Below are 22,656 nucleotides of genomic sequence, written 5' to 3'. Positions count from 1 at the left end.
CGGTTGGAAGCTGCATCCGCCTGGCGCTGTGGAGGAGCGGGACGGGTTGTCGCGGTGGCTGGTCGACTATCTTCCGGCGAACCCGACCGTGTTGGAAAAGGCAGCTGATCCTCACCGTGGCTACATCCGACGATGGCTAACTGCCACTAAGGCGCCGCTAGACGCGGATGATTAACCGGTCGCATTCCCCCGGCAGCAGCTCTGGCTTTCGCGGCTCAACGCTGCTCCGCAGGCTGACCGACGCCGTAGGACTGTCGTCGTCCGCGACGCCTGTAGGGGGATTACCTCCCCAGCCCCCTGACCTTTGCATTTCTCACTTCTTGCGGCCTGATCGCTCCTAGTGTCATCCGCATGACGACATTCGCCCTCGTCCACGGCGCGTGGCACGGTGCGTGGTGCTGGGAGCGCTTGGCACCACTTCTGCAACAGGCAGAACACGACGTTGTCGCGATGGACCTGCCCATCGACGACAATCTAGCAACTTGCGACACTCTCGCAGACGCGGTCTGTTCCGCAATCGACGGACATGGCGACGACGTGATCGCTGTCGGGCACTCCTACGGCGGCTTGGTGATCCCTTTAGTCGCTACTCGTCGGCCTGTTCGCCACCTGGTGTACCTCTGCGCATACACGCCAAAGATCGGGCATAGCTTCGGTGATCAGTTGCGCGATGAGCCGGACATGCTCAATCCAGCCGTTTATGGCGCGTTGCAGCCCGACGAGCAGTCACGGCAGGTGTGGGCAGACTTCGAACTGACGCGTGAGCTGCTCTATGCCGACTGCGATGAGGACACCGCCAAGGCCGCATTCACACGCCTTCGACCACAGGCTGACCACCCCACCTATGTGCCATGCTCGCTGACCGAATACCCCTCGGTGTCGAGCACTTCGATCGTTTGCACTGATGACATGGCACTTCGATTGAGGTGGGCCAAGCAGATCGCGAACGGCAGGCCCGGCTCTGAAATCATCGAGCTCCCGGGCAGTCACTCACCCTTCCTTTCGAGACCGCAGGCGCTTGCTGACGTGTTGTTGCAGATCGCCGAGAAGGTATGACGCCGGTCGTTACGAACCCGGCGCAACAATCGCGAACGTCCCAATCCTGTTGGGCCGCGAAACAACATGACCGAGCCGCCACGTCGCCCGCAGCAGCACCGAGTCTGACGAGAAGTACTCGTGTTCGGAGGTCGCCACCCTGATCGGCCCGGCGGCGCTGACGACAGCGCGCTTGTCGATTATCAGCCCGGTGTAGTCCGGCACCGCTGGGTCAACGATGACCGACAGGCCCAGAAGTCGCTGCTCAGCATCGGATGTGCCTGCGCCCAACAAGGTTTGGTTGTATGCGCTGCCGACCTTAAGCTTGCGAAGCTCGCCCCAGCCCAATGGGTCGACCAGGATGTGGGTGGGTACCGACAGGTTGTCCTGCAGCTGGACCGCTAGGTCGGTGAGCACGTCAAGGGAATCCGACCTTGTGCCGCCGTCCATGACGCGCTCGACGTTGACCAGCCCGGTGCTGGGCGCGACCGGCGCGGCTTCGGCAATGAAATGCGGTGTTAGCCCGGCGGGAGATCGCCCGGGCCACCGACTCCGAGAGCTGAGTAGCAGTTCCAGCCTGGGACTACTGTTCGTTGGTGATCCGAACCAGCTGGGCGATCTTGCCGGTGTAGACCAGCACCTCGGCGAGGTCAGGCTCGGCCTCATCGGGGATGGGGTCGCCCTCGGAGGTGGGTATCAGTCCTGGTCAGGACAGCTTTTGCACAGCCAGAAGCTACCGCGCATTTTCCCAGTCCGGCAAAACCGACATCTGGGCGCAAAACGCCGAGTAGATCCCTCCAAAACGTCGATATCGGCGTGGGTCAGGGCAGCTGCCAGTCGATCGGCTCGGCGCCCATCCCGGCCAGCAGTTCGTTGGCCCGGCTGAACGGGCGCGAACCGAAGAATCCCCGTGATGCCGACAGCGGCGACGGATGCGGCGACTCGATCGCCACGCATCTGTGTTGAATGCCGGAGGCTTCCAGCACGGGTTTCAGCGTCGATGCGTCGCGCCCCCACAGGATCGCCACCAGCGGTTGGTCGCGTGCCACCAGAGCGCGGATGGCGCATTCGGTGACGGTCTCCCAGCCCTTCCCCCGATGTGACGCCGGGGAGCCGGGCTGCACGGTCAGCACCCTGTTGAGCAGCATGACGCCGCGCTGCGACCATGGTGTGAGGTCGCCGGTCGACGGCTGTGGGTAGCCGAGGTCCGCGGTGTATTCGCTGAAAATGTTGGCCAGACTCCGCGGCAGCGGCCGCACATCGGGCGCCACCGAAAAGCTCAGGCCCACCGCATGTCCCGGCGTCGGGTACGGGTCTTGACCGACGATCAGCACCCGAACGTCACTGAAGGGGAAGGTGAAGGCGCGCAACACGTTCGGACCGGCGGGCAGATAACGCCGGCCCGCGGCGATCTCGTCGCGCAGGAACTGGCCCATCTGGGTGACCTGGTCGCTGACCGGGGCGAGCGCCTGCGCCCAGCCATCCTCGACGAGTTCGGTAAGCGGCCGGGCGGTGGTCGTCACCGACGTAACCTAACGCGCGCCGTCAGTCGAAGGATTGCCAACCCGCCGGACCGGCCCACCCCTGCCCGTCGACCAGCACGTCGGGCGAACCGTCTCGCACCGCACCGATCACCCGCCAGCCGGGTGGCACCGTGTCGGGGAAGCACGCGACGAGGGCGTGATCTTCACCACCGGAGAGCACCAGCGCAAGCGGGTCAACACCGGCGGCAGCGGCCGCGGCGGTGACGGCCTCGACGTCGGGCCGCAGCGCGTCGGCGGCGAGATCGACGACAACTCCGGAGCCGCGGGCGACGTGGCCGAGATCGGCGATCAGGCCGTCGGAGACATCGGTCATCGCCTGCGCGCCGGCGTCAGCCGCCACCACACCCTGCCCATACGGCGGGCGGGGCACGAGGTGACGCCCGCGCAGCTCGTCGAAACCGTCGATTTTGTTGTGACACAACAAATATCCGGCAGCCGACCGACCGAGCTCGCCGGCGATGGCCACCACCGATCCGGGACGCGCCCCGGTGCGCAGCACGGGGGCGCGTCCGCCGAGATCACCGAACGCGGTCACCGACACCACCCACTGCGGGCTGGCTACCAGATCACCGCCGACGATCCCGGCGCCCAGCGCGCCGGCCTCCTGCCACATCCCATCGGCCAGTTCCTGGGCCCGCGACGCCGGCGTGTCGGGCGGGGCCCCGAACGCGACGACGAACGCGCTCGGCCGCGCCCCCATCGACTCGACGTCGGCGGCGTTCTGCGCGATGGCTTTTCGACCGACTTCGTGCGGTGACGACCAGTCCAGCCGGAAGTGACGCCCTTCGACAAGCATGTCGGTGGTGACCACCACCCGCCCGTCGGGCATGTTCACCACCGCGGCGTCGTCGCCGGGCCCGACGGTGACTTCGGCTGGTTGACGGCGCCCGGCCACCAGCCGGTCGATCATCGGGAACTCGCCGAGCTGGCGCAAAGTGGGTTCGCCACCGTCGGCCACGAGGTCTGCCCTCCTGTTGTCGCCCAGGCTGATCGGCACGGCAACCTGCGGTACGTTGGGGCCTTGCCGGCACCCGGACATGCCAGTCTAGGTCGGCGGCGCGCGTGGGCGGCTAGTGAACGAGGAGGCGACGGGTGGTGGAGGCCTACATACTCATCCAGACCGAGGTCGGCCGCGCCCAAGTCGTCGCCAAGCAGGTGGCCACGCTGCCCGGCGTGCTGTCGTCGGAATACGTGACCGGACCCTACGACGTGGTGGCGCGAGTCGGCTCGGTCACGAAAGACGAGCTGACCACCTCCGTGGTGCCCAGCGTTCAACAGGTCGCCGGAATCACCCGAACTTTGACCTGCCCGATTGCCGATGCCGACTGAGCCCCTCCCCGCGATCACCGAAGACAGCCTGGCGGACGGTCCTCCACGCGCGTTGCTGATCGCCGGGGTGATCGTGGCGATCGTGGCGATCGGCGCCGTCCTCGGCATCGCGGCCACTCGGAAGGCTCCGGTTCAGCCGGTGGTCATCGCCGCCGCGCCGGCACCGAAGGCCGAGTCGTCGGTGTGCCGCGAAGTGATCAACGCGCTGCCCGACAACCTCGGCGAATTCCATCGGGTGGCGGCGGCCGAGCCGGTACCGGCCGGCACCGCGGCGTGGCGTGGCGCCGCCGATAACTACCCGGTCATTCTGCGCTGTGGCGTCGACCGGCCGGCCGAGTTCGTGGTCGGCTCCCCCATCCAGGTGGTCAACGCGGTGCAGTGGTTCCAGATCACCGAGCCCGGCACCGACCGCAGCACCTGGGTCACCGTGGACCGCCCGGTCTACCTTGCCCTCACCCTGCCGAAAGAGTCAGGGCCGACGCCCATTCAAGCGTTGTCGGACGTGATCGCGCGCACCATGCCCGCGGTTCCGATCGAGCCGAACCCGCCGCGCTGATTCAGCGCAGACCGGTTCCCCGGGCCAGCGCGGTCTCCACCATGGTGCCGACCAGCGTCGGATAGTCGATGCCGCTGGCGGCCCACATGCGGGGATACATCGAGATCGTGGTGAAGCCTGGCATGGTGTTGATCTCGTTGACCACCGGCCCCTCCTCGGTGAGGAAGAAATCGACCCGCGCCAAGCCCTGGCAGTCCAGTGCCTTGAAGGTGCGAATTGCCAAGTGCCGCAGTTCTTCTGCGACATCGTCATCGACTTTCGCGGGCACGTCGAGCTCGGCGCCGTCGTCGAGATACTTGGTGGCGAAGTCATAGAAGCCGTCATCACGACCGCCGATTCCGGTCACCCGAATCTCACCGATCGCACTGGCTTGCACTGAGCCGTCCGGGAATTCGAGGACACCGCACTCGAGTTCGCGGCCTTCGATGGCGGCTTCGATGATCACCTTGGGGTCATGTTGGCGGGCATCGGCGATCGCCGCAGGCAGCTCGTCGGGGCTCATCACTCGGTTCACCCCGATCGACGAACCCCCGCGCGCAGGTTTGACGAACATCGGAAAGCCAAGGCGCATGATGGCATCCAGCGTGGGTGCCTTCTCCTGCGGCCGCAGCACGACGTGATCGCCGATTGGCAGGCCGTCGGCCGCCAGCAGCTTCTTGGTGAATTCCTTGTCCATGCCCGCGGCGCTGGCCAGCACGCCCGCACCCACGTATGGCACCCCGGCCAACTCGAGTAGGCCCTGAATGGTGCCATCCTCGCCGTAGGGCCCGTGCAGGATCGGGAAGACGACGTCGACCGCGGCCAGCACCTCGCCTGCGGCCTGGCCCAACGACACCAGCTCCCCGCGCCGCTGCGGATCGGCCGGCAACGCCAGTGCGGTACCCGACTCACCCCTGACCTCCGGCAGTCTGCGATCGGTGATGGCCAGGGTCTCGGGCTTGCCGTCGGTCAGAACCCAGGAACCCTCCGGGGTGATGCCCACGGCGACGACCTCGAAGCGTTCCGGATCAAGGTTCCGCAGGATGCTTCCGGCCGACACGCAGGAGATCGCGTGCTCGGAGCTGCGGCCCCCGTAGACGACGGCGACGCGAATACGAGAAGTCACAAACTAGAGAGGCTACAGCCCAGCCGTTATCAGCACGATCTGGCGCCGTGAGCAGCAACTATTCGGCGTCGAGGGCCGCGACGACGTCGGACACCAGGTCCTCGGTGTCCTCGATACCGGCCGAAATCCGGGCGAATCCGTTCGAGACCGGGTCACCCCACCTGGCACGACGGTCCACGGAGGTGTGGATGCCGCCGAAGCTGGTGGCAGCCACCAGCAGCTCGCTGCGTCGCACCAGGGCGTGTACTGCGGCCTCGTCGGCGAGTTCGATCGACACCAGTCCCCCGAAGCGCCGCATCTGCTCGGCGGCCACCGGGTGTGCCGGGTCGTCGGGCAGTCCCGGGTAGCGCAGCGAACGGACGCTGGCGTGGCTTTGCAGCGCGGTCGCCAGCGCGAAAGCGTTCTGGCATTGCCGCTCGAACCGGAGTCCGATGCTGCCGAGGCTGCGCAGCACCAGCCAGGCCTCGAACGAACCGAGGATCGCCCCGGACAGCAGCCGCTCGCGTTCCGCAGCGGCGATCAGCTCGGCGTCGCTGCCTGCGATGTAGCCCGCCAGCATGTCACTGTGCCCGGCCAGGGCCTTGGTGGCGCTGGCCACCACGAGGTCGGCGCCCAGCGACAGCGGTTGCTGCCCCAGGGGGGTGGCGGTGGTGTTGTCCACCAGCAGCCGCGCACCGCTGCGCCGGCAGGCTTGGGCCAGCCGCCGCAGATCTACGACATCCAGCGCGGGGTTCGTCGGGGTTTCGGCCAGCACCACATCGGCGCCCTCGGCGGCCTGGTAGATCCGGTCGGCGGTTGCTTCCCGGACAGTGATCCCGTGTGGGACAAGGCTTTCAGCGGCATAGCGCCGCACCTGGTAGTAGCCGTCCGCCGGAACCACCAGCACCGAACCGGGTCTGGCCGTCACCCGCAGCGCGGCAGTGATCGCCGCCATCCCAGAACTGAAAGCCAATGCGGCCGCGGCGCCTTCGAGCTGTGCCAGCGCCGACTCGAGCTGCCGCCACGTCGGGTTGGAGCCCCGGCCGTAGGTGTTCTGCTCGCTGCCCTCGTCGTCGGAGAGGTGGTAGGCGGAGGCGAAGACCGGTCCCGGGCCCACCGGATCACCCGGAATCGGCAGCGAACTCACAGCTTTGACGGCGCGGGTCGAGTCGCCGTAGCGGTCACTCATTCCGGTTTGGTGCTGCGACCCAGCAGCAGCGCCACCGCCTGGTCGACCGATAAACCCTTGTGGCACACCTGGTGAACCGCATCGGTGAGCGGCATCTCGACGTCGTAGCTCGAAGCCAGCGCCAGGATCGACTCGCAGGAGGTCACACCCTCGGCGACGTGGCCGCCGGCGGCCAGCTGAGCTGCTTCCATGGTGCCGCCGCGCCCCAGTCGTTCGCCGAAGCTGCGGTTGCGCGAATGCGGTGACGTGCAGGTCGCGACCAGGTCGCCGACTCCTGCAAGACCGGCCAGCGTCGCGGGCTTGGCGCCGACGGCGATTCCGAGGCGCATGATCTCGGCCAGCCCTCGGGTGATGATCGCGGCCGCGGTGTTCTCGCCGAGACCCACACCGGCCGCCATGCCACAGGCCAGGGCGATCACGTTCTTGCACGCGCCGCCGATCTCGGTGCCGATGACGTCGGCGTTCGTGTAGGGGCGGAAGTAGCCGGTGCTCAGTGAGCGCTGCAGGGTGATCGCGCGGCCGGAGTCGGTGGCGGCGACCACGGTCGCAGCGGGCTGCCCCTGTGCGATCTCGTCGGCCAGGTTGGGGCCCGACACCACGGCGACCTGACTGGGGTCGACTCCGCAGGCCTGGACGATGACCTGGCTCATCCTCATCAGGCTGCCCAGCTCGATGCCCTTGGCAAGGCTGACCAGGGTGGCGCCATCGGCGATCAGACCGCGCCACTGTTCGAGATTGGCGCGCAAGGTCTGCGCGGGAACCGCAAGCAGCACCGTGGTGAGTCCGTCGAGGGCCTCGGCCGCATCGGTGGTTGCGCGGATCGCGGTGGGCAGCGCGATACCGGGTAGGTACCCGCTGTTGGTGTGCGTGGTGTTGATCGCCTCGGCGACTTCGGCCCGACGTGACCACAGCCGGACCTCAGACCCCGCATCGGCCAGCACCTTGGCCAACGCGGTTCCCCAGGCGCCCGCCCCCATCACCGCCGCGGTGCCCACCGTGCTGGTCATGGTCATTAACGTAACCCACGCCGCTGCGACCGCTCGCCGACCAGGAATGCAGGCAGCCCGAACGACGCTGAGAGGATGGTGAACATGAGCGCGGACATCGGCGTGATCATCGCGGTGAAACGTCTCGCGGCCGCCAAGACCAGACTGAGCCCGGCGTTCTCGGCGGACACCCGTGAGCAGGTGGTGCTCGCAATGTTGGTCGACACCGTCACTGCGGCCCGCGGAGCCGGCGCCGTGGCGTCGATCACCGTCGTCACCCCCGACGACACGGCGGCGGCCGCCGCCCGCGAGCTCGGCGCGGACGTGCTGTTCGACGCGACGCCACCGACCGAGCCCGACCCGTTGAACACCGCCGTGCGCTTCGCCTGGGCGGCAGTCAGTAAGAAGACACCGAACACCGTTGTGCTGCAAGGAGATTTGCCTGCTCTACAGACCCACGAACTCACCGAGGCGGTGGCACACGCCCGGGCCCACCGGCGCAGCTTCGTCGCCGACCGGCCCCGCACCGGCACAGCCGCGTTGTTCGCGTTCGGCGTTCCGCTCGATCCATTGCTCGGCCGTGACTCGGCCCGGCGGCACCGCGACTCCGGTGCTGTGGAACTCACCGGCGCCTGGCCGGGACTGCGCTGTGACATCGACACCATCGAAGACTTGGAGGCGGCCCGCCTCCTCGGCGTGGGAGCGGCGACCACCAGGGCAATCGCGCACCCGTTGAGGGTGAACAACGCTTGAACGGGCAGCGACTTTGAGCCGCGCCGGTCCGCATGCCCCGCCGATGAGGGATGATCGGAAACGTGACGGAGACGGAAGCCGAAACGCGATCGACGGAAGACGACTGGCAGCCGGGTGACGCCGCGCCGGAGGCGCCTCCCGCGGCTACAGCGACCGCGGTCGAAAGCGAACTGCCCGAAGACCGGTACCTCAACCGCGAGCTGAGCTGGCTGGATTTCAATGCCCGGGTGCTGGCCCTGGCGGCCGACACCTCGCTGCCCTTGCTCGAGCGCGCGAAGTTCCTGGCGATCTTCGCTTCTAATCTCGATGAGTTCTACATGGTCCGCGTGGCCGGGCTGAAACGTCGCGACGAGATGGGGTTGTCGGTGCGGTCGGCCGACGGGCTGTCCCCCCGCGAACAATTGCGCCGGATCGGCGAACGCACACGCCAGATCTCATTGCGCCAAGCCGAGGTCTTCATCCAGTCGGTGCGCCCCGCGTTGGCGGACGAGGGCATTCACATTGTCACGTGGGCCGACCTCACCGACGCCGAACGCAGCGAGTTGTCGACGTACTTTCACGAACAGGTCTTCCCCGTTCTCACTCCCCTCGCCGTCGACCCCGCGCACCCCTTCCCGTTCGTCAGCGGGCTGAGCCTCAACATGGCGATCACCGTCAAGTCCCCCGACGACGGTGGCGAGCACTTCGCCCGCATCAAGGTTCCCGACAACGTCGACCGGTTCGTAGTTCTCAAGGGCACCAACGGTGACAGCGACGTCGTCCGGTTCCTGCCGACCGAGGAACTCATCGCAGCGTTCCTGCCCGTGTTGTTCCCGGGCATGGAGATCGTGGAGCATCACGTCTTCCGCATCACCCGCAACGCCGACATGCAGGTCGAGGAAGACCGCGACGAGGATCTGCTCCAGGCGCTGGAACGTGAACTCGCGCGACGGCGATTCGGGTCTCCGGTGCGCCTCGAGGTCGCCGACGACATGACGGAGCACATGCTCGAACTCCTGCTGCGTGAGCTCGACGTGCATCCCGGTGATGTGGTCCAGGTGCCGGGGCTGCTGGATCTTTCGTCGTTGTGGCAGGTCTACGACGTGGACCGCCCGGCCCTCAAGGACCGCCCGTTCGTACCGGCCACCCATCCGGCCTTCGCGGAGCGCGAGACGCCGAAGAGCATCTTCTCGACCCTGCGCGACGGCGATGTACTGCTGCACCATCCCTACGACTCGTTCTCGACGAGCGTGCAGCGCTTCATCGAGCAGGCGGCCGCGGATCCGAATGTGTTGGCAATCAAGCAGACGCTGTACCGAACCTCCGGTGACTCCCCGATCGTCAACGCGCTCATCGACGCGGCCCAAGCGGGCAAGCAGGTGGTCGCCCTGGTGGAACTCAAGGCGCGCTTCGATGAGCAGGCCAACATCAAGTGGGCCCGGACCCTGGAAGATGCGGGCGTGCATGTCGTTTACGGGCTGATCGGGCTGAAGACCCACTGCAAGACCTGTCTGGTCGTGCGCCGCGAAGGATCGACGATCCGGCGCTACTGCCATATCGGCACCGGCAATTACAACCCGAAGACCGCGCGACTTTATGAGGACGTCGGCTTGATCACCGCCGCACCTGATATCGGCGCGGACCTCACAGACCTGTTCAACTCGCTGACCGGCTACTCCCGCAAGGTCAGCTACCGCAACCTTCTGGTCGCCCCGCACGGCGTGCGCAAGGGAATCATCGAGCGCATCGAACGTGAGATCGAAGCGCATCGCACACGTGGCGATGGCCGGATTCGGCTGAAGGCCAACGCCCTTGTCGACGAACAGGTCATCGACGCGCTCTACCGCGCATCGCAGTCCGGGGTGCGTGTCGAGGTGGTCGTGCGCGGCATCTGCGCCCTCAAACCGGGTGCGGACGGCTTCTCCGAGAACATCGTCGTGCGCTCGATTCTCGGCCGGTTCTTGGAGCATTCGCGGATTTTCCATTTCAACGCGATCAACGAATTCTTCATCGGGAGCGCCGACATGATGCACCGCAATCTCGATCGCCGCGTCGAGGTGCTGGCTCAGGTGAAAGACCCACGGCTCACCGCCCATCTCGACGAGATCTTCGAATCGGCGATGGATCCCTCGACGCGATGCTGGGAACTGGGCCCCGACGGCCACTGGACTGCGGCGCCGCAGGACGGCAGGCAGGTCCGCGACCATCAGGTGTGGCTGATGGAACGGCATCGGCAGCACTGAGTTGCACCCCTCGATGCGACCCACCGGATCCGGTCCCGGGCAGGGGCCCGAATTGATTTGCGGGAGTTGAGGTGGCCAAGAGAGCGTCACGTGACAGCTCGAGGACCAAATCGACCAAGAAGTCAGCGACCAAGAAGGGCAAGACGCTTCAGCGACGGGTCATTGCGGCCGGCGCGGCGTTGTGGCGACCCGACCCCGACACCGGCGAGCTGCACGTCGCGCTGATTCATCGGCCTCGATACGACGACTGGTCCCTACCCAAGGGCAAAGTCGATCCCGGAGAGAACGAACCGGTCGCCGCGGTACGCGAGATCTGGGAGGAGACCGGTCAGCGCTCCCAGCTGGGCCGGCGCCTGATCCAGACCCACTATCCGATCCCGCAGGGCACCAAGATCGTTCACTACTGGGCGGCGCGGGCGCTGGGCGGCGATTTCACGCCCAACGCAGAAGTCGACCTGCTGGAATGGCTGCCCGTCGACGATGCGGCACAGCGTCTGACCTACCCACACGACCGCGCGGTGCTCAAGGCTTTCACCAAACAACCGGCGGACACCACGACGGTGTTGATCGTCCGGCACGGAACGGCGGGTATCAAGTCGCGCTACAAGGGCGACGACCGGAGCCGGCCGCTGGACAAGAACGGTCGCGCACAAGCGGAATCACTGGCCGGCCAACTGATGGCGTTCGGGGCCACCGAGGTCTACGCGGCCGACCGAGCGCGGTGCATCCAGACAGTCGAACCACTGGCACAGGAACTCGGAGTGACGATCTCCGCCGAGACCAGCCTCACCGAAGAGGCGTACGCCGACGATCCGGACGCCGCGCACAACCGCATCATCAAGATCGCCGCGCAGGGTGGCACACCGGTCATCTGCACACAGGGCAAGGTCATTCCGTACCTGCTGGCGTGGTGGCGCGGCACCGATAAGCCGGACAAGTCGCGAAATCGCAAAGGCAGCACCTGGGTGCTGTCGTTGGCCGGGGACCAGGTGGTGGCCGCCGACTACATCGACAGCCCGCTCGCGACAAGGCCCTGACACGCGAATACGCCGCGGGCGTTGAGCCCGCGGCGTATTCAACTTCTGTGTTTAGCGACGGCCCTTTTTGGCCGGAGCCTTCTTGGCGGCAGCCTTTTTGGCCGGTGCAGCCTTCTTGGCGGGCGCGGCCTTCTTGGCCGGAGCCTTCTTAGCCGGAGCCTTCTTGGCGGGCGCGGCCTTCTTGGCCGGAGCCTTCTTAGCCGGAGCCTTCTTGGCCGGTGCAGCCTTCTTAGCCGGTGCAGCCTTCTTAGCCGGAGCCTTCTTCGCCGGTGCAGCCTTCTTGGCCGGTGCCGCCTTCTTAGCCGGAGCCTTGGCCGCAGCCTTCTTCACGACCGCCTTGCGAACGGCCTTCTTGGCCGCAGCTTTCTTGACGGCGCCGCCGACAGCACCGCGCTTGACCGCGGGGCCTTCCGACGGAAGCTTCTGTGAACCAGAGACGACGGCCTTGAATTGAGCGCCGGGACGGAAAGCGGGAACGGAAGTCGGCTTTACTTTGACGGTTTCGCCGGTGCGCGGGTTACGCGCCACACGAGCGGCACGACGCCGCTGCTCGAAAACGCCGAAGCCGGTGATGGTCACACTGTCGCCCTTGTGCACCGCGCGCACAATGGTGTCAACAACGTTCTCCACCGCCAGAGTTGCCTGCCGACGATCTGAGCCCAGTTTCTCCGTGAGTACGTCGATGAGCTCTGCTTTGTTCATTCAATTCCTCCGAAGCCAGTGGTCCACTTTGGACCGACTGCAGAACACGGTAAACCCAAGAGCTGCATATTTCCAAGAGCCACGCCCAATTTCAGGCTTTACTTAGGAGGATTTCAGCAATCCGCTTGCCGCCCTAGGGCGGTGATTCGAGGGGGTCTGAACCCCCTTTCTGGGGCGGGAATTCGGCGTCCCGCCGCGTTCAGGAGGTCGTCGGAATGCGCGGTTTCCAACTCGGGCGGGCCGCCTCGAAAGCTCGGATTTCGTCGCGTTTCCGCAGCGTAAGGCCGATATCGTCGAGACCTTCCAGCAGTCTCCAAGCTGTGTAGTCGTCAATCGTGAACGGCACCACGGCTGTTCCCGCGGTGATATTTCGATCTTGAAGATTGACAGTGATTTCCAGCCCCGGATTCTGCTCGATGAGCTTCCAGAGAAGTTCAACATCATCTTGAGCGACTTCGGCCGCCAACAGCCCGGCCTTGCCGGCGTTGCCCCGAAAGATGTCGGCGAAGCGAGATGAGATGACGACCCGGAATCCGAAGTCCATGAGCGCCCAGACCGCATGCTCGCGCGATGAGCCGGTGCCGAAATCGGGTCCGGCGACCAACACCGAACCCCGGTCGAAGGGGCTGAGATTCAGAACGAACGAGGGATCGTTGCGCCATGCGGCGAACAATCCGTCCTCGAAACCCGTTCGCGTGACCCGTTTCAAATACACCGCCGGAATGATCTGGTCGGTGTCGACATTGGATCGACGCAATGGAACGCCGATGCCGGTGTGGGTGTGAAAGGCATCCATCGTGTTCTCCTTAGCAGGTCTAGTTTTCGAGATCGGCAGGTGAGGACAGCGTTCCGCGGACCGCGGTCGCGGCCGCGACAGCAGGCGAAACCAGATGCGTGCGGCCGCCCTTGCCCTGCCGGCCTTCGAAGTTCCGGTTGGACGTCGAGGCGCAGCGCTCACCCGGCGCCAGCTGATCGGGGTTCATTCCCAGGCACATTGAGCAGCCGGCCTGCCGCCAGTCGGCGCCGGCGGCGGTGAAGATCTCGCCCAGCCCTTCGCTTTCGGCCTGCGCGCGCACTCGCATCGAGCCCGGCACGATCAGCATCCGCACCCCGTCGGCGACCTTGCGGCCACGCAGCACGTCGGCCACCACCCGCAGATCCTCGATGCGCCCATTGGTGCACGAGCCGACGAAGACGGCGTCGACGCCGACCTCCCGCATCGGAGTGCCCGCCCGAAGGTCCATGTATGCCAACGCCTTCTCGGCGGCCTGACGCTCGTCATCGCCGGTCATCAACTCGGGGTCCGGCACCGACTCGGACAGCGGAATGCCCTGGCCGGGATTGGTACCCCACGTCACGAACGGGCTCAGCGTCGTCGCGTCGATGTAGACCTCGGTGTCGAATTCGGCACCCTCGTCGGTCTTCAGCGCCTCCCACGCGGTCACTGCCGCGTCCCAGTCCGCGCCCGTCGGCGCGTAGGGACGGCCGCGCAGGAATTCATACGTCGTCTCGTCCGGCGCGACCATTCCGGCGCGGGCGCCGGCCTCGATGCTCATATTGCAGATCGTCATCCGGCTTTCCATCGACAGCGATTCGATGGTGCTGCCCCGGTATTCGATGACATAGCCCTGGCCGCCGCCGGTGCCGATCTTGGCGATCACCGCCAAGATGATGTCTTTGGCGCTCACACCGGGCGGCAGTGCCCCATCGACGTTGACCGCCATCGTCTTGAACGGCCGCAGCGGAAGCGTCTGAGTGGCAAGCACATGCTCGACTTCGGAGGTGCCGATCCCCATCGCGATCGAACCGAACGCGCCGTGCGTGGAGGTGTGGCTGTCACCGCACACGATTGTCATGCCGGGCTGGGTCAGGCCCAGTTGCGGTCCCATCACGTGGACGATCCCCTGCTCCGCGTCGCCCATCGGGTGCAGTCGCACGCCGAACTCGGCGCAGTTACGCCGCAACGTCTCGACCTGGGTCCGGGAGATCGGGTCGGCGATCGGCTTGTCGATGTCGACGGTCGGAACGTTGTGATCTTCGGTGGCGATCGTGAGGTCCGGACGGTGCACCGGACGGCCGGCCAGCCGCAGCCCGTCGAACGCCTGCGGGCTGGTCACCTCGTGGACGAGGTGCAGATCGATGTAGATCAGATCGGGTTCACGCGATGCTCCGGTGCCGGTTCCGGCGACCACGACGTGGTCGGCCCACACCTTCTCGGGCAGTGTCCTGGGCTTGTCGGACTGAGCCATGAGTTCTCACTTCACTTTTCGACGCCCGGAACACAAGTCTGGAAATCTCATATTTCGGGACGCTAGTATCTCTCTATGAGACAGGATAGCGGCATCGGCGTGCTCGACAAAGCCGTGGGCGTACTGCACTCGATCGCCGACTCACCCTGCGGATTGGCCGAACTCTGCGAGCGGACCGGTCTCCCGCGCGCCACCGCGCACCGGCTCGCCGCCGGCCTGGAAGTCCACCGCCTGCTCGCCCGCGACACGGCGGGCCGGTGGCGCCTGGGACCGGCGATCTCCGAATTGGCCGCCCACGTCAACGATCCGCTGCTGGCGGCGGGCGCAACGGTGTTGCCCCGGCTGCGGGAGATCACAGGCGAGAGCGTGCAGCTGTACCGCCGCGAAGGCACCTCCCGGATCTGTGTGGCCGCGCTGGAACCCCCTGCCGGACTTCGCGATACCGTGCCCGTCGGAACGCGCCTGCCGATGACGGCGGGGTCCGGGGCCAAGGTGCTGCTGGCCTTCAGCGATAACGCCACCCAGCAGGCCGTGCTGCCGACAGCGAAATTCACCGAACGCACGCTGGCCGAGGTCCGCCGCCGCGGCTGGGCGCAGAGCGCTGCCGAACGCGAGCCCGGGGTGGCCAGTGTGTCGGCGCCGGTGCGGGATCGCACCGGCGCGGTGGTGGCGGCCGTGTCGGTATCTGGCCCGATCGACCGGATGGGACGCCGGCCCGGCGCCCGCTGGGCAGCCGATCTGGTGGCCGCCGCCGACGCGCTCACCCGTCGACTGTGATCCCCGCGACAGCCGCGCGCGATGGCCTGACAAACTGACGCCATGGGAACCAATCAGCGCAATCAGATCGTCATGTCGGACGCCGAGATCGCCGATTTCGTGGCACGCAGCCGCACCGGCACGATGGCAACGATCGGGGCCGACGGCCAGCCGCATCTCGTGGCCATGTGGTACGGCGTGCTCGACGGTGAGATCTGGGTCGAGACCAAGGCCAAATCGCAGAAGGCGGTCAATCTCCGGCGCGACCCACGGGTGAGCTTCCTCATCGAGGACGGGATGACCTACGACTCGCTGCGCGGCGTCTCCTTCGAAGGTGTGGCCGAGATCGTCGAGGATCCCGACACCATCTTCAAGGTCGGCGTCAGCGTCTGGGAGCGCTACAACGGTCCCTACACCGACGACCTCAAGCCGGCCGTCGACATGATGATGAACAAGCGCGTGGCGGTGCGCATTGTCGCCAAGCGCACCAGGTCCTGGGATCACGGCAAGCTCGGCCTGCCGTCGATGCCGCTGGCCGGTTCCACCGCGCCCACCGAGTAGACCCACCCGAGACGACAAATCGCCCGGTCGATGACCGGGCGATTTCGTTTGGTAGCCCCGATGGGATTCGAACCCACGCTACCGCCGTGAGAGGGCGGCGTCCTAGGCCGCTAGACGACGGGGCCAGAACCAAAACTGTGGCACGCCTCGTGGCGTACCGGGTAGCCAGCATAGCTCAGGAGCCGTTGCCGACATAATTGCTGGGGTACCAGGACTCGAACCTAGAATGGCTGAACCAGAATCAGCTGTGTTGCCAATTACACCATACCCCATTGGCTGCCTATAACCGCTGGTCAGACGCCTTTATCCCGGCTCGGCGAGATAAACACGGCGGCTGCGCTGTGGTTGCGGGCCGACGAGCAGACTACCAAAGATTTCGTGGTGTCTATTCCACGGCCCCGGTATGGTCGCGCGCCCCGCGCAGTCGCTGCAGGCTCCGGTCGCGTCCCAGCAGCTCCAGCGATTCGAACAGCGGCGGGCTGATGGTGGCTCCGGTGGCGGCCACCCGGATCGGCCCGAACGCCTTGCGCGGCTTGAGTTCGAGGCCGTCGAGCAGCGCGACCTTCAGCGCTTCCTCGATGGCCGGCGTGGACCACTGCGCCACCCCGTCGAGGGCGGCGATCGCCGCCTCCAGTACCGGCACCGAATCCGGGCCGAGTTCCTTGGCGGCGGCCTTGGGATCGAGCTCGTAGGCGTTGTCGTCGAAGAACTTCAGCAGTGCCCACCCGTCGGAGAGCACGACGATGCGGGTCTGCACCAGCTGTGCAGCAGTGGCGAAACCAGCATCGTCTAGGCCGGTGTCGTGCCCATGCGCCTCGAAGTACGCCCGCAACCGTGCGGCGAAATCCGCTTCGTCAAGACGGCGAATGTGTTCGGCGTTGATGGCATCGGCCTTCTTCTGGTCGAACCGGGCCGGGTTGGAGTTGACGTCGACGACATCGAAGGCGGCCACCATCTCGCCGAGGGTGAAGATGTCACGATCCTCGGCGATCCCCCAGCCCAGCAGCGCAAGATAGTTGAGCAGCCCCTCGGGCAGGAATCCCCGGTCGCGATGCAGGAACAGGTTGGACTCCGGGTCACGCTTCGAAAGCTTCTTGGTGCCCTCGCCCAACACCGGTGGCAGGTGTGCGAATTCGGGTACCCGATCGGCCACTCCGATACGAATCAGCGCCTGATACAGCGCGATCTGACGCGGTGTCGACGGCAACAGGTCCTCACCCCGCAACACGTGGGTGATCTTCATCAGTGCGTCATCGACCGGATTGACCAACGTGTACAACGGTTCTCCGGTCGCCCGGGTGAGGGCGAAATCGGGAACCGTTCCGGCGGTGAACGTCGTCGTGCCGCGGACCAGATCATGCCAGCTGATGTCCTCGCCGGGCATCCGCAGCCGCACCACCGCATTACGGCCTTCGTCCTCGTAGGCCGCGCGCTGCTCGTCGGTCAGGTCGCGGTCGTAATTGTCATAGCCCAGTTTGGGATTGCGTCCGGCCGCCACGTGCCGCGCCTCCACCTCCTCGGGAGTGGAGTAGGCGAGGTAGGCCTCACCGGCGTCGAGCAGACGCGCCAGCACGTCCCGATAGAGGTCGGTGCGCTGCGACTGCCGGTAGGGCTCATGGGGGCCACCGATCTCCGGGCCCTCGTCCCAGTCCAGGCCCAGCCAGCGCAGCGCCTCCAGCAGCGCGGCGTAACTTTCCTCGGAGTCGCGCGCGGCGTCGGTGTCCTCGATGCGGAAAACGAACGTGCCACCGGTGTGCCTGGCGTAGGCCCAGTTGAACAACGCGGTGCGCACCATGCCGACATGCGGGATGCCGGTCGGCGACGGGCAGAACCGTACGCGCACCGACTCGTTGGCGGTCGCGGTCATCAATTGCCCTTCCGGATCACAGGATTCGTCAGCGTTCCGATGCCCTCGATGCTGACGCTGACCGTGTCGCCGTTCTCGATGGGCCCCACCCCTTCGGGCGTACCGGTGAGAATGAGATCGCCGGGCAGCAACGTCATCACCGCCGAAATCCACTCGATGATGGCCCCGATATCGTGGATCATCATCGACGTTCGGCTCAGTTGGCGCACCTGGCCGTTGACCTCGGTGCGGATTTCAAGATCGGAGGGATCGAGGTCGGTGACGATCCATGGGCCGGTGGGACAGAACGTGTCATGCCCCTTGGCGCGCATCCACTGACCGTCGGCCTTCTGCTGATCGCGAGCGGACACGTCGTTGGCGATCGTGTAGCCAAGGATGTTCTCCGCGGCGCGGGCCGCCGGAACGTCCTTGCAGGGGCGGCCGATCACCACGGCGAGCTCACCCTCGTGGTGCACCGGTGAAGCGTTGGCGGGCAACTGAATTGGCACACCAGGGCCGATGATCGCGGTGTTCGGCTTGAGGAAGATGACGGGATCTTCCGGGGCCTCGCCGCCCATCTCCTCGATGTGGGCCGCGTAGTTCTTGCCCATGCAGACCACCTTGCTGGCCAGGATCGGTGCCAGCAGGCGGACATCGGCCAGCGGCCAGGTCCGGCCGGTGAACGTCGGCGTGCCGAAGGGGTGCTCGGCGATTTCACGAACGGTTTCGCTCCCGCGGTCCCCTTCGATGCTCACGAAGGCGACCCCATCAGGGCTGGCGATTCGACCCAGGCGCATGTGAACAGCCTAGTGCTGCGACTACGGGCGGCCGAAACGCCCCGACCGGCGTTGAGCGGGAAACCACGCGCGTCCCATCTCACACTTCTCGTGCGTGACCGCTCACTCGGTGAGCGATCTCATATATCGGGATAGTTATTCAGCATGGTGGGACATGCGTGGAATCATGGGCGCATGGCCGCCGACACGATCAGCACCGTGCGGCGCTGGATGATGCTCGTGATCGCGTTGTTCGCCACGTTGTCCGCCAATGTTTTCATCAACGGTGCGGCGTTCCTCATCCCGACCCTGCACACCACGATGGGTCTCGACCTGGCCAAATCCGGTCTGGTGTCGGCGATGCCGAGCTTCGGCATGGTGGTCACCCTGATCGCATGGGGTTACGTCGTCGACCGAGTCGGCGAGCGCTTCGTGTTGAGCGTCGGCTCCGCGCTGACCGCGGCGGCGGCCCTGGCAGCGGCTTCGGCGCATTCGCTGATCCTCGTGAGCGTCTTCCTGTTCCTCGGCGGAATGGCGGCCGCGAGCAGCAATTCGGCCAGCGGGCGTCTGGTGGTCGGGTGGTTTCCGCCACATCAACGCGGGCTGGTGATGGGTATCCGCCAGACCGCCCAGCCGCTGGGAGTGGCGTTCGGCGCGTTGGTGATTCCCCGGCTGGCACAGTCCCACGGGGTCGGCGTGGCGCTGCTGTTTCCCGCGATCGTGTGCGCGGTGGCGGCGGTCGTGTGCGCCGTGGCCGTGGCCGATCCACCTCGCCCGCCGCGCGCCGAGGCGCCCGCCGAACACCTGGCCAACCCGTACCGCGGCTCGGCTCTGCTGTGGCGCATCCACGCCGTGTCGGTGCTGTTGGTGGTGCCGCAGTGCGTGGTGTGGACATTCACCCTGGTGTGGCTGATCGTCGACCGCGGCTGGTCCGCCGAGTCCGCCGGCCTGATGGTGACATTCGCGCAGGTACTCGGAGCGCTGGGCCGCGTCGGCGCGGGCCGCTGGTCGGACCGGCTGGGGTTGCGGCTGCGGCCGATCCGCACGATCGCGATCGCCGCGGCATCGTCGATGTTCCTGCTGGCGCTGACGGACGCCTTGCACTCCCCGCTGAGCATCGCCGTGATGGTCGCCGCATCGGTGATCACGGTCAGCGACAACGGCTTGGCGTTCACCGCGATCGCCGAGATCGCCGGACCGTTCTGGAGCGGACGGGCGCTGGGTGCACAGAACACCAGTCAGCTGCTGACGTGCGGGCTCGCCCCGCCGTTGTTCGGCGCACTGATCGGTGTGGTGGGTTTTCCGATCGCGTTTGCGGTATGCGCGCTGTTCCCTGTCGTCGCGGTGCCGTTGGTTCCGGCCGACCCACCCAGCCGCGACTAGAGCGCCGCGCGGATCCGGTCGCCGACTTCGCGCGTCGACAACGTCGTGTCGCCGCGCGTCGCCAGATGATTGGCGACGGCCTTGTCGACGCGCGCGGCCGCGGCGTCCTCGCCAACGTGACCCAGCAACAGGGCCACCGACATCACCGCCGCCGTCGGATCCGCGATGCCCTGGCCCGCGATATCGGGCGCGCTGCCGTGAACCGGTTCGAACATCGACGGATTCGTCCGCGTGGCATCGATATTGCCGCTGGCGGCCAGGCCGATTCCGCCGCAGACCGCCGCCGACAAGTCGGTGATGATGTCGCCGAACAGGTTGTCGGTGACGATGACGTCGAACCGGCCCGGATCGGTCACCATGTGGATGGTCGCGGCGTCGATGTGCTGATAAGCCACTTCGACATCGGGGAATTCGGAGCCGACCTCGCCGACCACTCGAGACCACAGGCTGCCCGCGAATGTCAGCACATTCGTCTTGTGCACCAGCGTCAGATGCTTACGCCGCGACTGCGCGCGGGCGAACGCATCACGCACGACCCGCTCTACACCGAACGCGGTGTTCACGCTGACTTCGGTGGCCACCTCGTGCGGGGTGCCGACGCGCAGTGCTCCGCCGTTGCCGGTGTACGGACCCTCGGTCCCTTCGCGCACCACGACGAAGTCGATCCCCGTCACGCCGGACAACGGACTTTCTACACCCGGGTACAGCCGGCCCGGCCGCAGGTTGACGTGATGGTCCAGGGCGAACCGCAGTTTGAGCAGCAGGCCGCGCTCGAGTACACCGCTGGGCACCGACGGGTCGCCGATCGCACCGAGCAGGATCGCGTCGTAGCCCTTCAGCTCCTCGATGGTTTCGGTGGTGAGCAGCTCGCCGGTCGCGTGGTAGCGGCGGGCGCCCAGGTCGTACTCGGTGCGCTCCACACCTGGCAGCACCACATCGAGAACCTGCAGGGCTTCGCCGATCACTTCCGGGCCGATGCCGTCGCCCGCGATCACCGCCAATTTCATGACAGGTCCACCACTTCCAGCGTCGTCGCACCGACGGCGTCGCGGATCGCCGACCGGACGTCGTCGGAGACATCGCGGTCCAACCGCAGCATCAGGGTCGCGGCCGTACCACTGGTGTCCTGGCTGAGCTGAGCGGCCAGGATGTTCACGTCGGCGTTGCCGAGCAGGGTGCCGATCTTGCCGAGCGCGCCGGGCTGATCGGAGTAGTGCAGCACCAGGTTCACGCCCTCGGCCCGCAGATCGAAGTTGCGCCCGTTGATTTGGACGACCTTCTCGACTTGCTGCGGCCCGGACAGCGTGCCGGACACGTTGGTCGCGGTGCCGTCCGGACCCACCACCCGCACGTCGACCAGGCTGCGGTGGTTGGGGCTTTCGCTGGCCGTGCTGAGCTCGCTCTGCAGTCCGCGCTCGGCGGCGAGGTTCGGCGCGTTGACGAAGGTCACCTGCTGATCGGTCACCGTCGAGAAGAAGCCGCGCAGCGCCGAAAGCTTGAGCACCTCAACATCTTCCGAGGCGATCTCGCCGGAGACCCGAACCGACAAATTCGACGCTGCACCGGTGGACAGCACCCCGACGAGCAGACCGAGCTTGCGGGCCAGATCCAGCCAGGGCGCTACCTCTTCACTGACCGCACCGCCGCCCACGTTGACCGCATCCGGCACGAACTCGCCGGCCAGCGCAAGCTTGACGCTCGCCGCAACATCGGTGCCCGCCCGATCCTGAGCTTCCGCCGTAGAGGCACCCAGGTGCGGCGTGACGACCACCTGCGGTAATTCGAACAGTGGGCTGTCGGTGCAGGGTTCGGTGCTGAACACGTCGAGTCCGGCGGCGGCCACCTGGCCGCTGCGGACCGCATCGGCCAGGGCATGCTCGTCGATCAGGCCGCCGCGGGCCGCGTTGACGATGATCACGCCCTTCTTGGTCTTGGCCAGTGCCTCCTTGCCCAGCAGGCCGGCGGTCTCCGGCGTCTTGGGCAGGTGCACAGAGATGAAGTCGGCGCGCTCGAGCAGTTCGTCGAGCGGGAGTAGCTCGATGCCCAGCTGGGCGGCGCGGGCCGCCGGCACATACGGGTCGTAGGCGATGACGTGAGTGCCGAACGCGGCCAGCCGCTGGGCGACAAGCTGTCCGATCCGGCCCAGGCCCACCACACCGACGGTCTTGCCGAATATCTCAGTGCCGGAGAACGACGAGCGCTTCCAGGTGTGCTCACGCAGGGTCGCGTCGGCGGCGGGAATCTGACGGGCAGCCGACAGCATCAGGGCCAGCGCATGCTCGGCGGCGCTGTGGATGTTCGACGTGGGCGCGTTGACGACCAGCACCCCGGCCGCCGTGGCGGCATCGACGTCGACGTTGTCCAGCCCGACACCGGCGCGGGCGACGATCTTCAGCTTGGGCGCAGCGGCGATCACCTCGGCATCGACCGTGGTGGCCGAGCGCACCAGCAGCGCGTCGGCCTCGCCGACGGCGGCCAGCAGCTTCGGCCGGTCCGGGCCGTCGACCCAGCGCACCTCGACCTGGTCACCCAGGGCTGCGACGGTCGACTCGGCAAGCTTGTCCGCAATGAGTACAACGGGCAGATTCACGCCGGTCAGCCTAATGTGTCCCGGTCACTAGACGACCATCGGCCAGCCGTCGGAGCGG

Annotated in this window: 22 protein-coding genes and 2 tRNA genes; 9 read left to right on the top strand and 15 right to left on the bottom strand. The window is 66.6% G+C overall.

The features are described from left to right. Positions 1–351 precede the first annotated feature (351 nt). Positions 352–1,056 carry an alpha/beta fold hydrolase gene (locus AB431_RS10530; protein WP_047329868.1) on the top strand — a complete coding sequence of 235 codons (705 nt, stop codon included), beginning with the start codon at positions 352–354 and terminating at the stop codon, positions 1,054–1,056. Between the two features lie 9 nt (positions 1,057–1,065). Here the strand turns inward: AB431_RS10530 and AB431_RS29915 are convergent, their stop codons facing one another. The 3 genes from AB431_RS29915 to AB431_RS10515 form a co-directional block, all read right to left on the bottom strand. Further along, complete coding sequence (locus tag AB431_RS29915) at positions 1,066–1,485, bottom strand: phage major capsid protein (RefSeq protein WP_158423535.1); 420 nt, start codon at positions 1,483–1,485, stop codon at positions 1,066–1,068. A gap of 371 nt (positions 1,486–1,856) precedes the next feature. Next, positions 1,857–2,558: a uracil-DNA glycosylase gene (locus tag AB431_RS10520; RefSeq protein ID WP_047329867.1), complete on the bottom strand. Its 702-nt coding sequence runs from the start codon at positions 2,556–2,558 to the stop codon at positions 1,857–1,859. 22 nt (positions 2,559–2,580) lie between these two features. Next, the gene (locus AB431_RS10515) at positions 2,581–3,564 is read right to left on the bottom strand and encodes a thiamine-phosphate kinase (RefSeq protein ID WP_369803064.1); all 984 of its coding nucleotides are present in this window, start codon (positions 3,562–3,564) and stop codon (positions 2,581–2,583) included. Positions 3,565–3,671: 107 nt separating this feature from the next. Between AB431_RS10515 and AB431_RS10510 the strand changes: the two genes are divergently transcribed. Both AB431_RS10510 and AB431_RS10505 read left to right on the top strand, forming a co-directional pair. Further along, positions 3,672–3,908, top strand: a complete 237-nt coding sequence (locus tag AB431_RS10510) for an Lrp/AsnC ligand binding domain-containing protein (protein ID WP_047329866.1) — start codon at positions 3,672–3,674, stop codon at positions 3,906–3,908. Continuing rightward, a complete protein-coding gene (locus tag AB431_RS10505; protein WP_047329865.1) occupies positions 3,898–4,464 on the top strand; it encodes a DUF3515 domain-containing protein in 567 nt (188 codons plus the stop codon). Before AB431_RS10510 ends, AB431_RS10505 begins: the two co-directional genes overlap by 11 nt. 1 nt (position 4,465) lies before the next feature. Here AB431_RS10505 and AB431_RS10500 read toward each other — a convergent pair whose 3' ends face one another. From AB431_RS10500 to AB431_RS10490, 3 genes are read right to left on the bottom strand one after another with little or no spacing between them, the layout of a single operon-like run. After that, positions 4,466–5,569, bottom strand: coding sequence for a D-alanine--D-alanine ligase family protein (locus AB431_RS10500; protein WP_047329864.1), 1,104 nt, complete (start codon positions 5,567–5,569; stop codon positions 4,466–4,468). Positions 5,570–5,627: 58 nt separating this feature from the next. Further along, the gene (locus AB431_RS10495) at positions 5,628–6,737 is read right to left on the bottom strand and encodes a cystathionine gamma-lyase (protein ID WP_047329863.1); all 1,110 of its coding nucleotides are present in this window, start codon (positions 6,735–6,737) and stop codon (positions 5,628–5,630) included. Continuing rightward, positions 6,734–7,744, bottom strand: coding sequence for an NAD(P)H-dependent glycerol-3-phosphate dehydrogenase (locus AB431_RS10490; RefSeq protein ID WP_047333293.1), 1,011 nt, complete (start codon positions 7,742–7,744; stop codon positions 6,734–6,736). Before AB431_RS10490 ends, AB431_RS10495 begins: the two co-directional genes overlap by 4 nt. 75 nt (positions 7,745–7,819) lie before the next feature. Here AB431_RS10490 and cofC point away from each other — a divergent pair, with 75 nt between their 5' ends. The 3 genes from cofC to AB431_RS10475 all read left to right on the top strand — a co-directional run bounded on the left by cofC (position 7,820) and on the right by AB431_RS10475 (position 11,735). Beyond that, entirely contained in the window at positions 7,820–8,476 is a 657-nt protein-coding gene (gene cofC / locus AB431_RS10485; RefSeq protein ID WP_047329862.1) for a 2-phospho-L-lactate guanylyltransferase, read from the top strand. Between the two features lie 50 nt (positions 8,477–8,526). Beyond that, positions 8,527–10,698, top strand: coding sequence for an RNA degradosome polyphosphate kinase (locus tag AB431_RS10480; RefSeq protein ID WP_047329861.1), 2,172 nt, complete (start codon positions 8,527–8,529; stop codon positions 10,696–10,698). A 71-nt stretch (positions 10,699–10,769) separates the two neighbouring features. After that, complete coding sequence (locus AB431_RS10475) at positions 10,770–11,735, top strand: bifunctional NUDIX hydrolase/histidine phosphatase family protein (protein WP_082135624.1); 966 nt, start codon at positions 10,770–10,772, stop codon at positions 11,733–11,735. A gap of 51 nt (positions 11,736–11,786) precedes the next feature. On the opposite strand, the gene AB431_RS10470 is transcribed toward AB431_RS10475, so the two are convergent. From AB431_RS10470 to leuC, 3 genes are all read right to left on the bottom strand, one after another. After that, positions 11,787–12,437, bottom strand: a complete 651-nt coding sequence (locus AB431_RS10470; RefSeq protein WP_047329860.1) for an HU family DNA-binding protein — start codon at positions 12,435–12,437, stop codon at positions 11,787–11,789. Positions 12,438–12,636: 199 nt separating this feature from the next. Continuing rightward, positions 12,637–13,233, bottom strand: coding sequence for a 3-isopropylmalate dehydratase small subunit (gene leuD / locus AB431_RS10465; protein ID WP_047329859.1), 597 nt, complete (start codon positions 13,231–13,233; stop codon positions 12,637–12,639). Positions 13,234–13,252: 19 nt separating this feature from the next. Continuing rightward, on the bottom strand, positions 13,253–14,686 hold the full coding sequence (gene leuC, locus AB431_RS10460) for a 3-isopropylmalate dehydratase large subunit (protein ID WP_047329858.1): 1,434 nt from the start codon (positions 14,684–14,686) through the stop codon (positions 13,253–13,255). Positions 14,687–14,761: 75 nt separating this feature from the next. On the opposite strand from leuC, the gene AB431_RS10455 reads away from it, so the two are divergent. Together AB431_RS10455 and AB431_RS10450 are read left to right on the top strand one after the other, a co-directional pair. After that, positions 14,762–15,463, top strand: a complete 702-nt coding sequence (locus AB431_RS10455; RefSeq protein ID WP_047329857.1) for an IclR family transcriptional regulator — start codon at positions 14,762–14,764, stop codon at positions 15,461–15,463. 42 nt (positions 15,464–15,505) lie between these two features. Beyond that, complete coding sequence (locus tag AB431_RS10450; RefSeq protein WP_047329856.1) at positions 15,506–16,003, top strand: pyridoxamine 5'-phosphate oxidase family protein; 498 nt, start codon at positions 15,506–15,508, stop codon at positions 16,001–16,003. A gap of 49 nt (positions 16,004–16,052) precedes the next feature. Here the strand turns inward: AB431_RS10450 and AB431_RS10445 are convergent. The 4 genes from AB431_RS10445 to AB431_RS10430 form a co-directional block, all read right to left on the bottom strand. Further along, positions 16,053–16,128: transfer RNA gene (locus tag AB431_RS10445), tRNA-Glu, on the bottom strand. 75 nt (positions 16,129–16,203) lie between these two features. Then, positions 16,204–16,275, bottom strand: a tRNA-Gln gene (locus AB431_RS10440). A 113-nt stretch (positions 16,276–16,388) separates the two neighbouring features. Next, the gene (gltX, locus tag AB431_RS10435; protein ID WP_047329855.1) at positions 16,389–17,870 is read right to left on the bottom strand and encodes a glutamate--tRNA ligase; all 1,482 of its coding nucleotides are present in this window, start codon (positions 17,868–17,870) and stop codon (positions 16,389–16,391) included. Next, positions 17,870–18,646, bottom strand: coding sequence for a fumarylacetoacetate hydrolase family protein (locus AB431_RS10430; RefSeq protein WP_047329854.1), 777 nt, complete (start codon positions 18,644–18,646; stop codon positions 17,870–17,872). Before AB431_RS10430 ends, gltX begins: the two co-directional genes overlap by 1 nt. 174 nt (positions 18,647–18,820) lie before the next feature. Between AB431_RS10430 and AB431_RS10425 the strand changes: the two genes are divergently transcribed. Then, the gene (locus tag AB431_RS10425) at positions 18,821–20,008 is read left to right on the top strand and encodes an MFS transporter (protein WP_047329853.1); all 1,188 of its coding nucleotides are present in this window, start codon (positions 18,821–18,823) and stop codon (positions 20,006–20,008) included. Here the strand turns inward: AB431_RS10425 and AB431_RS10420 are convergent. Then, on the bottom strand, positions 20,005–21,015 hold the full coding sequence (locus tag AB431_RS10420) for a 3-isopropylmalate dehydrogenase (protein ID WP_047329852.1): 1,011 nt from the start codon (positions 21,013–21,015) through the stop codon (positions 20,005–20,007). The two genes, AB431_RS10425 and AB431_RS10420, sit on opposite strands and share 4 nt — an antisense overlap. After that, positions 21,012–22,598 carry a phosphoglycerate dehydrogenase gene (gene serA, locus AB431_RS10415; RefSeq protein ID WP_047329851.1) on the bottom strand — a complete coding sequence of 529 codons (1,587 nt, stop codon included), beginning with the start codon at positions 22,596–22,598 and terminating at the stop codon, positions 21,012–21,014. The genes AB431_RS10420 and serA overlap by 4 nt, the downstream gene beginning before the upstream one ends. Positions 22,599–22,656: the final 58 nt, after the last annotated feature.

Origin of the sequence: Mycobacterium sp. EPa45, assembly GCF_001021385.1 — a bacterium.
Classification (GTDB): domain Bacteria; phylum Actinomycetota; class Actinomycetes; order Mycobacteriales; family Mycobacteriaceae; genus Mycobacterium.
The sequence above is the reverse complement of the archived record's forward strand: the minus strand, read 5'-3'. Positions and strand labels throughout refer to the sequence as shown.

Bases quoted from the DNA above. Each gene is read 5' to 3' on its own strand.
- AB431_RS10420 (WP_047329852.1), bottom strand. From the start codon at position 21,015: ATGAAATTGGCGGTGATCGCGGGCGACGGCATCGGCCCGGAAGTGATC.
- AB431_RS10480 (WP_047329861.1), top strand. From the start codon at position 8,527: ATGATCGGAAACGTGACGGAGACGGAAGCCGAAACGCGATCGACGGAA.
- AB431_RS10490 (WP_047333293.1), bottom strand. From the start codon at position 7,744: ATGACCAGCACGGTGGGCACCGCGGCGGTGATGGGGGCGGGCGCCTGG.
- AB431_RS10505 (WP_047329865.1), top strand. From the start codon at position 3,898: ATGCCGACTGAGCCCCTCCCCGCGATCACCGAAGACAGCCTGGCGGAC.
- cofC (WP_047329862.1), top strand. From the start codon at position 7,820: ATGGTGAACATGAGCGCGGACATCGGCGTGATCATCGCGGTGAAACGT.
- AB431_RS10470 (WP_047329860.1), bottom strand. From the start codon at position 12,437: ATGAACAAAGCAGAGCTCATCGACGTACTCACGGAGAAACTGGGCTCA.
- AB431_RS10450 (WP_047329856.1), top strand. From the start codon at position 15,506: ATGGGAACCAATCAGCGCAATCAGATCGTCATGTCGGACGCCGAGATC.
- AB431_RS10455 (WP_047329857.1), top strand. From the start codon at position 14,762: ATGAGACAGGATAGCGGCATCGGCGTGCTCGACAAAGCCGTGGGCGTA.
- leuD (WP_047329859.1), bottom strand. From the start codon at position 13,233: ATGGATGCCTTTCACACCCACACCGGCATCGGCGTTCCATTGCGTCGA.
- AB431_RS10495 (WP_047329863.1), bottom strand. From the start codon at position 6,737: ATGAGTGACCGCTACGGCGACTCGACCCGCGCCGTCAAAGCTGTGAGT.
- leuC (WP_047329858.1), bottom strand. From the start codon at position 14,686: ATGGCTCAGTCCGACAAGCCCAGGACACTGCCCGAGAAGGTGTGGGCC.
- AB431_RS29915 (WP_158423535.1), bottom strand. From the start codon at position 1,485: ATGGACGGCGGCACAAGGTCGGATTCCCTTGACGTGCTCACCGACCTA.
- AB431_RS10425 (WP_047329853.1), top strand. From the start codon at position 18,821: ATGGCCGCCGACACGATCAGCACCGTGCGGCGCTGGATGATGCTCGTG.
- AB431_RS10430 (WP_047329854.1), bottom strand. From the start codon at position 18,646: ATGCGCCTGGGTCGAATCGCCAGCCCTGATGGGGTCGCCTTCGTGAGC.
- gltX (WP_047329855.1), bottom strand. From the start codon at position 17,870: ATGACCGCGACCGCCAACGAGTCGGTGCGCGTACGGTTCTGCCCGTCG.
- AB431_RS10530 (WP_047329868.1), top strand. From the start codon at position 352: ATGACGACATTCGCCCTCGTCCACGGCGCGTGGCACGGTGCGTGGTGC.